A 13574-nucleotide genomic window follows, 5' to 3' on the forward strand; every position below is an offset into this window, starting at 1 on the left:
TATTGTTAAGTTAATGAGTCAGTATACTTTCAAGATCTTTCCAGAACATCGGATAAGACTTTTCTACTACATCTTCATCTTCAATATTCAGTTCTTTAATCAGACTGAACGGAGCAAAGCTCATTGCCATTCTGTGATCCTGATACGTTTTGATCGAAATATTATCTTGTGGTTCTCCGAAACTAATGGATTCAATGGTTAAATCTGTGATCTCTGTTTCTGTCCCCAGTTTTTTAAGCTCATTATATAAAGCAAGAAGTCTGTCGGTTTCCTTTACTCTTAAGGTTCCTAATCCGGAAATATCAAAAGGGATTTTTAAAGCAGCCGCTGTTACACATAAAGTTTGTGCAATATCCGGACAGTTGTTCATATCCAGGACAATCTTTTCCGGGAAAGAAAAATCAGGCTGAGGTTCAAGAGTTAATTTATGTTCATCTTCTGAGAACGTAGTTTTGATTCCGAAGAACTTCTCGTAGATGTCAGCAATTGCGGAATCTCCTTGTGTGGATTCTTTGTAAAAACTTTTAAGGTGAATGGTTTTTCTTCCCAATGCACAGATAGAGTAGAAGTAAGAAGCCGAACTCCAGTCGCTTTCCACCTCATAATGAACTGCTTCAGTATTATTGTCAGGAGTGAAAGGTTCTACTTTGATGGTATTTCCTTCAAAGCTACTTTGAATGCCAAATCTGGTCAGAATATCAAGTGTCATTTCAATATAAGATCTTGAAGTAACATCGCCCACAAGATTAATAATCAAACCGTTTTCTAGCTTTCCTGCAATAAGGAGGAGTGATGTGATAAACTGGCTTGAAATATTGGCAGGAACATTTACAGAAGTCTGAGTGATCTTTCTTCCAATAATTTTTAAAGGAGGAAATCCTTCATTTTCCATATATTCAATTTCTACTCCAAGATCTCTCAAAGCAGTTACCAGATTTTTGATGGGTCTTTCTTTCATTCTTCCGGAACCGGTAAGAATAGTTGTCTTCCCTTCCTGAATAGAATAATAAGAAGTAAGAAAACGCATTGCCGTTCCTGCATGATGAATGTCCACCACGTCTGTATCTTCGGATAATGCTTTTTTCAGCAACTGAGTATCCTGAGAATTGGATAGATTACCGATTTTTATATTGCTAAACAGGCTTTCCAGAATCAATAAACGATTCGAAATACTTTTCGAACCGCTGATCTGTACTGTTTTATCTCCTGATAATTTTGATTTTTCTAGCTTCTTCATTATGATCTACATTATATTTAAACAATTATGAGTTAAAAATATTCTATAATTAATAACTCATAATTCATACTTATTTAAGTTTTTCGTTATTCTGATGGCGGTCTTTATCGCGGTCAGTTTTTATTTTCATTTTTAAGTTTTTCGTTATTCTGATGGCGGTCTTTATCGCGGTCAGTTTTTATTTTCATTTTTCTGTCGAAGGCATCCTGCAGATTGACACCGGTCTGATTGGCCAGACACAACGTTACAAAAAGCACATCTGCGAGCTCTTCACCAAGATCTTTAGTCTTGTCGCTTTCTTTTTCGCTTTGTTCACCATATCTTCTGGCAATGATTCTGGCAACTTCGCCTACTTCTTCTGTCAGCATAGCCATATTGGTAAGTACATTAAAGTATCTTACTCCAATGGTTTTGATCCATTCATCTACCTGCTGTTGTAACTGGGTAATCTCCATTATTGATAAGCTCCTATAGTTGGATTAGTCGTTCTGGATACATTCACAATATCGAAAGGTACCGTTGCTGCTACAGCTGTATTCCCTTTTCCTATGGCTGGAGAGGTGGATTTTACTCTTAAATTCATCTTAGCCATAAAATAATTGACAAACTGAGGATCGGTATTCTTTGTTGTTTGTACCACACGTGGATTGTTATCAAAAGTGAAACCTGCTCCCGTTGCACTGGTATATTTGATTAATGAATTTTGAAGTAAGAATTCAAACTGCTGTCCCGGAGTCTGCTCAAAATGCACAGCATCATCCCTGTCAGAATATATAATACTGTTTTTGATATCAAGTAATTGCAAGGCTCCCTGTTGTGTTTGCCCGGCATCATTCTTCCATTCATTGGCTGCAAAAATTCCTGCTCTGTCGAAAGAACTCATAGTCTTAGAATAATTTGCAATAGTAGCATGAGTATAACTGTGTTTTCCACCAAGGAAAATACCAATACAGGATAAACCACAATTGTTCATCACAAGATTATTGGCATTCACCGTAGAACCTACTGCGTAGATTCCATATTCAAAGAAAGTATGGATGAAAGAATTAGTAATAGTAGCATTGGTTTGTCTCATATCAAGACCTCTTGTTCCTCCGAAAAGTCTGGCATGATTCATATTAAGAGTAGAATTGGCTTCCATTCTGATTGAATTCCAGTTTTTAGGAATCGTATCATAATAAGGATCATTTCTATCACCACGAAGAATTACCTGATCAGTCTGGGTTCCATTAATATTTAAAACAGCACCTGAAGAAACTTTCATTCCGCTGTTTTTGTGGAAGTAGACTTTAGTTCCAGCGTTGATATCAAGGGTAACACTTGGGTTGATGGTAAGGTTTCCGTAGATGATCTTTGCTTTATTGTTATTCCATGTGGTGGAACTGGTAATTACATTTGGATTGCCAGGCGTCTGGATAAAAAACTCAGCATCCTGAACTACAGAAAATAATGTCACGTGTTGTTGGCCACCAGGACTGGTGAAAAGTACTTTGTCTTCGGCAATCGCTTCAGGTCCGGTAGCTTGAGGAGCAATTTCAACAAATATATAAAGACTGTCTTTCTTTCTTAAAGGAACGTTTTGAAAATCATATCCTGGTTTTCCATCCACATTAATTCTATATAATGATGCGGCACCCTTTTCAAGATTTACTCTTGGGATCATAATATCTTTATCTTCATTATTATATACCTTTACAACATAAGTTTCCGAACGCACCTGATGATATACCGTGTCACAGAAGACCGTATCTCTTGAAAAACGTAATTGCTGCGTAGGACTATCAAAGGTTATATCATCTTTATTACATGATACTGCTACAAGTAACATCCAAAAGGAAAAAGCCAGTAATAATTTGAATTTCATTGAAATTAAAGTTTAAGTAAGTTCCAAATTTAACGAAAATACTTTGAATTTCTTATCAATAAAAAAATATTGAATCGAGTATTTGGAATTTAGAAAAAATGTTGTATTTTTGCAACCTAAAATTTAGCAGAGAAATATCCATTACTATTTCGAAAGCAAACTTAATTTTTTTAAAAATAGTATTATGAAAAACGGAATCCACCCAGAAAATTATAGACTTGTTGTTTTCAAAGATATGAGTAACGACGAGGTGTTTCTTTGCAAGTCTACTGCAGAAACAAAAGACACTATCGAGTATGAAGGACAAGAGTATCCTCTAATCAAAATGGAAATCTCTTCAACTTCTCACCCTTTCTACACTGGTAAAGTAAAACTAGTTGATACTGCAGGTAGAGTTGATAAGTTCATGAACAAATACAAAAAATTCGCTAAGTAATTTTTGTATAACTAAAAATAGTAAAGTCTTCCAATTTTTGGAAGACTTTTTTTATTGTAAATTTGCTAACCTTGAATTTTAAACTTTAAACCAAAAACTGAACGATGCAATTAGTATTTTCAGATGCACAATATTGGGAAGACTTTCTTCCACTTACCTTTACACGCCCGGTTGCTGCGATGCGATGCGGAATTCTTACATTCTCTGAAAGATGGCAGAAAATCCTTGAAAACACTGAGGTTTCATACTTCACAGAAATGTACCTTCAGGATAAATTTAAAAGCCCGGAAGAAAAAGAAAGTCTCTTTTTAGTTCCAAATTTCCTTCCTACAGAAACTGTAATTCAACAGATTAAAGATCTTAAGCAAGGAGAAGCTTTGGTTTATGAAGACGAATTGATCGCCGCTAAAATCAATATGAAAGGTTTTTCTCTCAATCAGATTGAAAAAATGACGGATATTAAGGAAGAGCTTATTTTCTTCAAAAGACCAAAAGATCTGTTTTCTTATAACCATCACGCCATTGATTTCGATTTTGAATTGCTTACCAAAGGAAGAACTTCACAGGAATTATCTTCCACAAACGGTTTTTTAGGAGATAAAAAAGATTTATTTATTGAAGAAGGTGCTGAAATTGAATTTTCTACTCTGAATACTAAAACCGGGAAAATTTATATTGGTAAAAATGCTGAAGTAATGGAAGGCTGCCATTTGCGCGGACCTATCACACTAGGGGAAGCTTCTAAATTTAATCTTGGTGCTAAAATTTATGGCGCTACCACTATCGGGCCCCACTGTAAAGTAGGTGGAGAAGTGAATAATATTATCATTTTCGGATACACAAGTAAAGGACATGATGGTTTCATTGGAAACTCAGTCATAGGAGAATGGTGCAACTTTGGTGCTGATACCAATTCTTCCAATATGAAGAACAATTATGGAAATGTAAAACTGTGGAATTACAGAACAAAAGCATTTGAAGATACAGGCTTACAGTTTGCAGGCCTTATCATAGGCGATCATTCCAAAGCAGCAATCAATACTCAGTTTAATACAGGAACGGTAGTTGGAGTTGCTTCCAATATTTTCAAACCAGGTTTCCCTCCTAATCTTATAGAGAACTTTTCATGGGGTGGATTGAAAGATGACGAAAGATTCAAACTTGACAAAGTATATGAAGTAGCAGAAAGGGCCATGGCAAGAAGAAAAGTCGCTTTAACAGAAGAGGATAAAGCGATTCTGAAACATATTTTTGATACGTATTAATAGAGAAACCTCAGAAATTTTCTGAGGTTTTTATTTTGAGTATAATAAATATAAAGTGTCTACAAAGTTATCCTTCGAAATGATATCAGCTTCTTTTCCTTCAAAAGAAAAATAGTGGTATTGAGGATTTTCCTTTCTTAATTTTTCAAATTTTTCTTTGCTAATATTTCTTCCATCGAAATAGTCATAATTTGGAGGAGGGTTTTCGACGATTACTATGCCTCCTATATATGAAAGTTTAGAATCAATCTGAAATTCTTTCTCATTTATTTGTTCATTTTTGGAAAAGATAATGGAAGTATTTTCGTAAATATCTCCATTTATTGTATTAGGTACATCTCTGTTGGGGTTTTTATAGGTTTCATCATTTAACTTATCAAAATTAAAGTATAAAACATTTTTTCTTTTAATCAGCTTATTGGGTATTTCTAAAGTGAAATTTCCATTTTTTTCTGTTATTGTTTTTATATATCTTGATTTACAAATGAAGAAAACTTCAGCATTAGATATTTCCTTGTTAGTTCTTTTAAAGATCAGTTTTCCTGAAACCTTTGTGATAGCTGTTGCTTTTTGTTCGGTAGCAATTCCCGGATTGTTTTTAATCTGAGCCTGAACAAAAGTAAGATTGGTAATTAAAATAATTCCTGTAGTAGCTAAAGCTAATGATAGTTTTGAAATTCTTCCACAGATTTCTTTGCCATTGGCTGTCTGAAGAATCTCATGAATCTGTTCATCAGTTTTCTCAGTAAAATCTACTACACATTTAGAACATTTCTCACAGAATTTCCCTGAAGGAAAATCTTGCATATTTTCCCAGCTTTCTGGGCAGGGATTTTGGATCCTAACTTGGTTTTTCATAATCTGTGTTGGTAAATAAAACCTCCAGTGTTGGAGTTCTTATCTTATTGTTAATACTATTTTCTCTTTTGATTAAATATATAAAACTTTTATTACTCTACAAATGTGTGAATAATATTTTGAATTACTATCGTAAAAATTATTGGTTTCCGTAATATGCAGTGTTTTTTAGAATGAAAGATGCATTATTTTAGAAATAGTTTCCGGATAAAAATAAAAATTTCAACATTTTTCAAAGTTTTTTTATTTTTGATGTAATAGATCTGTAACGGTAACTGTCTTACCTATAAGAAACAAAACTCATGACCCAAGAAACTTTCAAGAATACGGTGTTTATTCTCAAAGACGAGATGTATCGTTTTGCGAAGCGGTTTGTCATGAGCAGTGATGAAGCAGAAGATGTCGTGCAGGATCTCATGATGAAGTTTTGGCAGAAGAGGGATGAACTGGGGCAATTCGGGAATTTTAAATCCTATGCGCTGAAGTCTGTCCGGAATGAATGCCTGAACCGCCTGAAGCATCACGATGTAAAGATCGGCTTTGCGGATATGCAGCTTCATCGCTCGGAGCTTTACAGTATGGAAGTTGATAACCTTAAGGAACATATTGTAGGATTTATCAATCAGCTCCCCGAAAAACAAAAGATGGTCATCCACTTGAAAGATGTAGAAGAATACGAAGTTTCCGAAATTTCTGAAATGCTGGAAATGGAGGAAAATGCAGTCAGGGTAAACCTGATGCGTGCGAGACAAAAAGTAAAAGAACAAATCTCACAACTGATGAGCTATGAAAAAAGATCAATTACAAGATAAATACAACGAAATCTTCCGGGATATTAAGGAAGAAAAAATGGACTGGAGTTTTGAAGACTTTCTTCAGACTGCAGAAGGTGCGGAACCTGAACAGAATACTGCACCTGTTATTCCACTGCAAGAAAAGAAAAAGCCCTCCTTTCCTAAATGGTTCTGGATGGCCGCCAGTGTGATGCTTATTTTTAGTATAGGATTGTTTTTTAATTATAATAATTCCGATACAACAGATGCGCAGAACAGGGAAAAGCTTGTAAAAGACGAGATCTTAAAACAGAAATCCGGATTTATGGAAGAAAATAATGATCATCAGGAACAAGTAGCAGTGAATCATACTGATTCTATTTCCGGAGTGAAAAAAGATTCTGTTTTCCAGGAAAATCAGGTGGCAGAAAAAGATGTAATGGACGAAATCCTGCCCAAAAGAGGAAGACTGAAAAAAGAACGAAAACCTAGATATGTTGATAATTCTTCCTTCCCGAATAAAAATTTAAATGATTCTGCAACAGCATACAATGACTCTTATGTAATTGTAAACGGCAAAAGAATCAGTAGTGAAAAAGAAGCTCTGGATGTTACAAGGTATTCCTTTATGAAATTAGGAAACGAGTTTAAAAAAACAGTAGCATCTTCTCAAAAAAATGAAAATCTTGACAGCGAATACTAAAAATCAGAACAATCCCATGAAAAAAATATTTTTTATAATAGCCATAATGCTAAGCAGCTTTGCAACTTATTCTGCACAGACTGAGAAATTGGATAAGCTTTTTCAGGATTTTGAAAAAAATGGAAGAGTAACATCTATCAATATTAAAAAACCAATGTTCAAACTACTGAACACCATTGATGTTGATGATGCTTATATTGGAAAAATAAGACCTATTTTGAACGATGTGGATGGGCTTAAAGTTTTGATCATCCCTAAAATCACCTTCCCCGATCGTTTAAAAGATGAGAATCTTGCCAATATAAAAATGAACGAAGACAAGACAGAAAGAGTGAACAAAGCTTTGAAGTCTCTTAACTTTAATGAACTGATGTCCATGAGCAGTGATGGAACCTCCATGAAGTTCCTGGCTGAAGAAGAGAGAGACAATTATCTGGAAAATCTTGTTTTCAACGTTGATTCCAAAGAAGAGAATATTATTTTTATTCTCAACGGAAAAATGAAATTATCAGATGTAAACAAGATCATTAATTCTGGTGAAACAAGTACTTCTACTATGACCAGTACCACAAGAAGCAGTCTTACATCAGATAACACTTCTTCTTACCTGAACGGAGATAACAGAAATGTAGGTGAATTCTCAAAAATAGATGCCAGCGTAGGGGTAAATGTTACCTTCAAACAAGAAAATACTAGAAGTGTAAAAGTAATTGCTGATGCAGATAAGCTTCAATATGTTATCACTAAAGTGGAAAACGGAGTGCTAAAAATATATGTAGATAATAAAGGCGTTCGAAATCTGAGATTTAAAAACCTGAACGTTAATGTTTCTGCTCCTAAAATTGATGCTATAAAAACATCATCTGGCAGTGTGTTTACAGCAGTAAATCCTATCACGGAAAATAGCTTGGCAATTGAAGCAGAATCTGGTTCTATTATTAAAGGAACATTCAAATTGAATGAAAACGCTGCGGTAGCAGTAAGTTCAGGTTCTGTTCTGGATGTTGACATTAAAACACCCAAGCTGGCACTGGAGACTTCCAGTGGTGCAAGTATTAGCTTATCAGGAGAAGCTGCTTCTGCAGTGATTGATATCAGTAGCGGAGCATCTTGTAAAGCGGATGATCTTAAGATTGCTACAGCGGTGGTAGAATCTACTTCAGGAGCAAGTCTTTCCCTGTTGGTAACAGATAAACTGAAAGTAAGCGTTTCATCAGGAGCTGCTGTAAAATTGAGAGGAAATCCTGATCTGGATGCCAGAGTAGATAAAGTGTCCGGAGGAAGCTTTAGACAAATCAAATAAAAAACTAACCTATGAAGACTCTTAAACACATTTTTCTCACTATTCTGACAATAGGATTGTTTCAGTCATGTATTGTTTCAGAAAAACCGAATATAGATTTTTTCCAGAATTCAAAGTATGATTTCAAAGGCGCACAGTTTGCCAGTATTAATGTACCTATGGTTTTGGCTAAATCTTATATTAAGAAAGCCCTGAGAGAAGAAGGAGAAAGTGAAGAGACTATAGATCTGGTTAAAAAGGCTTCCAAAATAAAAGTACTTACCGTAACCAACGGAAGCAAAGAAATGCTAAATGATTACGCCCTGTTTTTGAATAATAACCATTATGAAGAATGGGCCAGTATAAAACATGAAGGAGACGATATCAACATACGGGTAAAACAGGATGGAGATATTATTAAGAATATGCTGATTACTGTAGGTTCCAGTAAAAACGAAATGGTGTTTGTAGATGTGAAAGGGAATTTTACGGCCAATGATATTTCGAAAATGATCAATTCAGTTTCAGATAAATAAACCAGATAATTAATCTCAAAATCTTCACAGCATGGAAAAATTGATAAGAGAAGTCCGTATCCTTAAAATCTATGCCGTTGTACTTACCATACTATGTGCTATGTTTTTCTTCCTTGCATTTAAAAATCAGTCTTCCAACGAACGTTTTAAAGAAATAGATGTGGAACGTATCAATATCGTTGAGAAAGACGGAACGTTAAAAATGGTCATCAGTAACAAAGAACGCCAGCACCCAGGTTTGGTGAATCATAAAGAGTTGAAACCAAGGGAGAGAGAAGCTGGACTTATTTTCTTCAATTCCATGGGAGATGAATGTGGAGGTCTTGTATATGACGGCAATGAAAAAGAATCCGGGATGGTGTATTCTGTAGATCAGAGAAACACAGATCAGATTATGCAGCTTCAGTATTTTGAGGGATCCGGAAAAGATAAGAAGAGAGTATACGGATTAAAACTTTGGGACCGCCCAGATGATTTCCCACTGGAAGATATTATTAAGTTTGAAGACTCTCTGAAAAAATTAAATGACCCGGCTGCAAGTAAAAAAGCCTATGCAAAACTCAGAGAAGAAGGAAAACTTACCAATGAGCGCTTTTTTGCTGGCAAGACAGCCACTGGTGATGTAGGGATCTTTATCCGTGATACCAAAGGAAAGGTAAGATTAAAACTATACGTTGATAAGAATAATCAAACCCATATTGAGAATCTGGATGAAAATGGAACCCCTGTCAAATAAACCTTTAATGTTCATTATTTAATAAATAACTAAAGTAGTTTCATACTTATTCAATTATTTTGTATCGTAACCGTTCTGACAAAAGAACGGTTTTTCGATTTAAGTTATTGATTATTAAATTTTATTTAAACTATTAAAAAGGATTTTCATATCTCACCAAAATAACCTAATTTTGCAAAGAAAGTAAAGATGTCTATTCATAACAAAATTGTAGAGACAGCCATCACTTTCGATGACGTTCTTCTAGTCCCTTCTTATTCAGAAGTTTTACCTAACCAGGTTTCATTAAAATCAAGACTTACCGACAAAATTACGCTGAATGTTCCGATAGTTTCCGCTGCGATGGACACCGTTACAGAAGCTGATCTGGCAATTGCTTTAGCAAGAGTTGGAGGGTTAGGATTTATCCACAAAAACATGACGATCGCTGAGCAGGCAGCTCAGGTAAACCGAGTGAAGCGTTCCGAAAATGGAATGATCTCAGATCCGGTTACATTATCCAAGGATCATACTTTAGGAGAAGCTAAAAATCTTATGTCGAAATATAAGATCTCCGGTCTTCCGGTAGTAGATCCAGATAATGTTCTGATCGGAATTATTACCAACAGAGATGTAAAATATCAGGAGAATCTTGATATGAAAGTTGAAGAGATCATGACGAAAGATAACCTGATCACTTCCGACAAAGATACCAACCTTGAAAAGGCAAAAGAAATCCTTCTTAAGAACAGAGTTGAAAAACTTCCTATCGTAGATAAAGACAATAAACTTGTAGGTTTAATTACCATCAAGGATATCGACAATCAATTGGAGTACCCGAACGCTAATAAAGACGAGAATGGTCGTCTTATCGTAGGTGCCGGAGTAGGGGTAGGAGAAGATACATTGACGAGAATTGAAGCGTTGGTACAGGCTGGAGTGGATATCGTAGCTATTGACTCTGCACACGGTCATTCTAAAGGAGTTTTAGATAAAATTTCTGAAATCAGGAAAGCATATCCGAACCTTGATATTGTAGGAGGAAATATCGTAACTGCAGATGCTGCTAAAGATCTTATCGCAGCAGGAGCAAACGTATTAAAAGTAGGAGTAGGACCGGGATCTATCTGTACAACCAGAGTAGTTGCCGGAGTAGGAGTTCCTCAGCTATCTGCAATCTATAATGTATACGAATATGCTAAATCTCAAAATGTAGCTGTAATTGGTGATGGTGGTATCAAACTTTCAGGAGATATCGTTAAAGCAATTGCCAGTGGTGCAGGTGCAGTAATGCTAGGTTCACTTTTAGCAGGTACAGATGAAGCTCCGGGAGAAGAAATTATCTTCCAGGGAAGAAAATTCAAATCTTACCAGGGAATGGGAAGCCTTTCAGCAATGAAAAGAGGTGGTAAAGAAAGATATTTCCAGAGTGAAGCTAAAAAATTCGTTCCGGAAGGAATTGAAGGAAGAGTTCCACATAAAGGAAAATTGGAAGATGTTATTTTCCAGTTGACTGGAGGTCTGAGAGCTGGTATGGGATACTGTGGAGCAAAAGATATTGAAACACTTCAAAGAGATTCCAAACTGGTAATGATTACCGGAAGCGGATTGAAAGAATCTCACCCGCATGATGTAATTATCACGCAGGAGGCTCCGAATTATTCATTATAAACAATAATTGAATTTATATAATTAAAACTGCACAATTTGTGCGGTTTTTTTATTTTTCGATTTTATACTAACAATATGATTACTAGTGTTTTGTTTTTATATTTCAACTTTTGTGAATTATTTATATACTTTATTTGTAGTATTATTTTTATGAATTATTTAAATAATTTAATCACATTTTGATGTGGCTGTAATTTTATTTTAATTATTTGATGTAACAAAAATCTATGTTTTTCTACTAACTGTAATGAAGTTTTAAATTTTAAATTTGTTTTTGTGTTAAATATTATCATATAAGGCATAAAAAGAATAAATTTGTAACCTGTTTAATTTTTTTAAATTACTATAATGAAGAAAACTATACTTTGTGGGATCTTGTTACTTTCCCTTTCGGTATCAGCACAGCAAAAAAAAGACTGGTGTGATTTTGATAACGAACAAAGAGTACACCAGAAACAGAATAGTGAAATTGACGAAATGATTCGCAATATCCGTAACAGAGTTATTAGCAGTAACCAAAATACAACTGCTAAAAATGGAAGTGCATACAAAATTGTAGACGGAGTTTATGAAATTCCTGTTGTAGTACACGTAATAACACCTACTGGTGCTGCTCTTGGAACGGCTTACAATAAAACGGATGCACAAATTCAGGCTTGGTTGGATCATTGTAATCAAATGTATGCAGGTACTTATCAGTGGGCTCAGGGAGTTCCAGCTGATTTTGGTAATGCTGCTACAATGCCTATCAAATTAGTATTGGCGAAGAGAGACCCTAACTGTAATGCTACTACCGGAATTGTAAGATATAACGGTGGAGCTCTTCCGGGATATGATGCAAACGGCGTGAACCGTAGCGGAACAGCTGGTGTTACTACAACACAAATTAAATCAATTGCACCACACTGGCCTGAGGCTTCTTATTTTAACATCTATATTATGAACAAAGTAGATGGAGGTGGGCAGTATGGAATTATGGGATGGGCAGGACTGCCTCAGAATCCTGATTCTTCATACGAATCCTTCATGAAATCTTTTGTAGTTACTCTACAGGATGATATTACTTTAGCTCATGAATTTGGACACAGTATGGGATTGTTGCATACTTTTGGAAATGCTAACGCTCAACCTCCACAAGGAGATACAACTACAACTAACTGTCCAGCAACTACTGGTAACTGTGCAACAGATGATGACCAGGTTTGTGATACGGAAAGATCAAGAAGTTTGTTGAGTGACTTTCCGGCACCTACAAACAGCAGTATGAATTATTGTACAGGTACAAACTATCAGGGAGTACAGTACAATATGATGAACTATACCAATCCAATAGCATTCAAGTTTACTAGTGGACAGCATGATAGAGCGGCTCTTTATTTCTTCTTATTAAGAGGAGCTCTAAGTACTTCATTAGGCGCAACGGCTCCTACTGCAGCTGCTTCCGTTGGTACCCCTATCGCTGCTACTTGTAACCCAAGTGGTATCTTAAATACAACAAGTAATTATTTTGTAGGGCCAACTCTTGTAAAACTAGGAGCTATTAACAATGGATCTGTAGGATACTGGCAAGGGGCTCCTGTTTTTTATGAAGATTACACGGGAGCAAGCTGTCTGAAAGCTACATCTACAGAGCTTTTAGCAACAGGTACCCATAACCTTCAGGTAAATGTAACAGATTCAAATAATGATGTGAGAGTTTGGATTGACTATAATAATAACGGAACATTCGAAGCTTCTGAATTGGTGGCTTCTGCGGATAATATTATTGCAGATCCGGTTACGGCAATTGGTACTTACAGTACTACCATTACAGCTCCAGCTTCAGCCGTGCTTAATACTCCATTGAGAATGAGAGTTCTTGTAGATGACGAGAACCCTAACATGACTCCTTGTGGACAATTAAAATATGGACAGGTTGAAGATTATACGGTGAAATTTGTGACTAACTTAGGAACAAGTGAAGTGAAAGCAGATAACAGTGATTTAACAGTTTATCCAAATCCTGTTTCAACCGGAGACAAAATTTTCATTAAAGCTAAAAATGTTAAAAATCTGAAAGTTTCTATTTCTGATATGTCAGGAAGATTGGTATCAAGCCCATCTGTAACTGAAGAAGGAAATGGTGTTTTCAAAGTAGACCAGCAATTAGAAAAAGGAGTGTATATGATTCAGGTTTCTAATGGAAAAGATTCTAAATCTTCTAAATTGATCATCAAATAATTGGATCAAAGCTT

At 35.5% G+C, this 13574-nt stretch carries 13 protein-coding genes; 9 read left to right on the top strand and 4 right to left on the bottom strand.

Features of this window, described 5'->3' with window-relative positions; translation table 11 throughout:
• Nucleotides 1-10: 10 nt before the first annotated feature.
• The 3 genes from ACM6F9_RS00940 to ACM6F9_RS00950 form a co-directional block, all read right to left on the bottom strand.
• Nucleotides 11-1237 (bottom strand): 3-phosphoshikimate 1-carboxyvinyltransferase, encoded by a 1227-nt coding sequence (locus ACM6F9_RS00940; RefSeq protein ID WP_414844004.1) that lies wholly within the window; start codon nucleotides 1235-1237, stop codon nucleotides 11-13.
• Nucleotides 1238-1350: 113 nt separating this feature from the next.
• A complete protein-coding gene (locus tag ACM6F9_RS00945) occupies nucleotides 1351-1692 on the bottom strand; it encodes a nucleotide pyrophosphohydrolase (RefSeq protein WP_414844005.1) in 342 nt (113 codons plus the stop codon).
• Entirely contained in the window at nucleotides 1692-3101 is a 1410-nt protein-coding gene (locus tag ACM6F9_RS00950) for a hypothetical protein (RefSeq protein ID WP_414844006.1), read from the bottom strand. Before ACM6F9_RS00950 ends, ACM6F9_RS00945 begins: the two co-directional genes overlap by 1 nt.
• Nucleotides 3102-3285: 184 nt before the next feature.
• Between ACM6F9_RS00950 and ACM6F9_RS00955 the strand changes: the two genes are divergently transcribed.
• Nucleotides 3286-3537: a type B 50S ribosomal protein L31 gene (locus tag ACM6F9_RS00955; protein WP_002976190.1), complete on the top strand. Its 252-nt coding sequence runs from the start codon at nucleotides 3286-3288 to the stop codon at nucleotides 3535-3537.
• Nucleotides 3538-3641: 104 nt separating this feature from the next.
• Nucleotides 3642-4802, top strand: coding sequence for a GlmU family protein (locus tag ACM6F9_RS00960; RefSeq protein ID WP_414844007.1), 1161 nt, complete (start codon nucleotides 3642-3644; stop codon nucleotides 4800-4802).
• 30 nt (nucleotides 4803-4832) lie between these two features.
• On the opposite strand, the gene ACM6F9_RS00965 is transcribed toward ACM6F9_RS00960, so the two are convergent.
• Entirely contained in the window at nucleotides 4833-5660 is an 828-nt protein-coding gene (locus ACM6F9_RS00965; RefSeq protein ID WP_414844008.1) for a hypothetical protein, read from the bottom strand.
• Between the two features lie 302 nt (nucleotides 5661-5962).
• On the opposite strand from ACM6F9_RS00965, the gene ACM6F9_RS00970 reads away from it, so the two are divergent.
• From ACM6F9_RS00970 to ACM6F9_RS01000, 7 genes are all read left to right on the top strand, one after another.
• Nucleotides 5963-6472, top strand: coding sequence for an RNA polymerase sigma factor (locus ACM6F9_RS00970; protein ID WP_047373602.1), 510 nt, complete (start codon nucleotides 5963-5965; stop codon nucleotides 6470-6472).
• Entirely contained in the window at nucleotides 6447-7136 is a 690-nt protein-coding gene (locus ACM6F9_RS00975; RefSeq protein ID WP_414844009.1) for a hypothetical protein, read from the top strand. The genes ACM6F9_RS00970 and ACM6F9_RS00975 overlap by 26 nt, the downstream gene beginning before the upstream one ends.
• 16 nt (nucleotides 7137-7152) lie before the next feature.
• Entirely contained in the window at nucleotides 7153-8439 is a 1287-nt protein-coding gene (locus ACM6F9_RS00980; RefSeq protein WP_414844010.1) for a DUF4252 domain-containing protein, read from the top strand.
• Nucleotides 8440-8450: 11 nt separating this feature from the next.
• Nucleotides 8451-8954, top strand: a complete 504-nt coding sequence (locus tag ACM6F9_RS00985; RefSeq protein ID WP_414844011.1) for a DUF4252 domain-containing protein — start codon at nucleotides 8451-8453, stop codon at nucleotides 8952-8954.
• 31 nt (nucleotides 8955-8985) lie between these two features.
• Nucleotides 8986-9690: a hypothetical protein gene (locus ACM6F9_RS00990; RefSeq protein ID WP_414844012.1), complete on the top strand. Its 705-nt coding sequence runs from the start codon at nucleotides 8986-8988 to the stop codon at nucleotides 9688-9690.
• 189 nt (nucleotides 9691-9879) lie between these two features.
• Complete coding sequence (guaB, locus tag ACM6F9_RS00995) at nucleotides 9880-11340, top strand: IMP dehydrogenase (RefSeq protein WP_414844013.1); 1461 nt, start codon at nucleotides 9880-9882, stop codon at nucleotides 11338-11340.
• Nucleotides 11341-11688: 348 nt separating this feature from the next.
• Nucleotides 11689-13560 (top strand): GEVED domain-containing protein, encoded by a 1872-nt coding sequence (locus ACM6F9_RS01000; protein WP_414844014.1) that lies wholly within the window; start codon nucleotides 11689-11691, stop codon nucleotides 13558-13560.
• The last annotated feature ends 14 nt before the right edge of the window (nucleotides 13561-13574 follow it).

The organism is Chryseobacterium sp. IT-36CA2, assembly GCF_949767875.1.
In the GTDB taxonomy this organism is placed as follows: Bacteria; Bacteroidota; Bacteroidia; order Flavobacteriales; family Weeksellaceae; genus Chryseobacterium.

Bases quoted from the DNA above. Each gene is read 5' to 3' on its own strand.
- ACM6F9_RS00940 (WP_414844004.1), bottom strand. From the start codon at position 1,237: ATGAAGAAGCTAGAAAAATCAAAATTATCAGGAGATAAAACAGTACAG.
- ACM6F9_RS00945 (WP_414844005.1), bottom strand. From the start codon at position 1,692: ATGGAGATTACCCAGTTACAACAGCAGGTAGATGAATGGATCAAAACC.
- ACM6F9_RS00950 (WP_414844006.1), bottom strand. From the start codon at position 3,101: ATGAAATTCAAATTATTACTGGCTTTTTCCTTTTGGATGTTACTTGTA.
- ACM6F9_RS00955 (WP_002976190.1), top strand. From the start codon at position 3,286: ATGAAAAACGGAATCCACCCAGAAAATTATAGACTTGTTGTTTTCAAA.
- ACM6F9_RS00960 (WP_414844007.1), top strand. From the start codon at position 3,642: ATGCAATTAGTATTTTCAGATGCACAATATTGGGAAGACTTTCTTCCA.
- ACM6F9_RS00965 (WP_414844008.1), bottom strand. From the start codon at position 5,660: ATGAAAAACCAAGTTAGGATCCAAAATCCCTGCCCAGAAAGCTGGGAA.
- ACM6F9_RS00970 (WP_047373602.1), top strand. From the start codon at position 5,963: ATGACCCAAGAAACTTTCAAGAATACGGTGTTTATTCTCAAAGACGAG.
- ACM6F9_RS00975 (WP_414844009.1), top strand. From the start codon at position 6,447: ATGAAAAAAGATCAATTACAAGATAAATACAACGAAATCTTCCGGGAT.
- ACM6F9_RS00980 (WP_414844010.1), top strand. From the start codon at position 7,153: ATGAAAAAAATATTTTTTATAATAGCCATAATGCTAAGCAGCTTTGCA.
- ACM6F9_RS00985 (WP_414844011.1), top strand. From the start codon at position 8,451: ATGAAGACTCTTAAACACATTTTTCTCACTATTCTGACAATAGGATTG.
- ACM6F9_RS00990 (WP_414844012.1), top strand. From the start codon at position 8,986: ATGGAAAAATTGATAAGAGAAGTCCGTATCCTTAAAATCTATGCCGTT.
- guaB (WP_414844013.1), top strand. From the start codon at position 9,880: ATGTCTATTCATAACAAAATTGTAGAGACAGCCATCACTTTCGATGAC.
- ACM6F9_RS01000 (WP_414844014.1), top strand. From the start codon at position 11,689: ATGAAGAAAACTATACTTTGTGGGATCTTGTTACTTTCCCTTTCGGTA.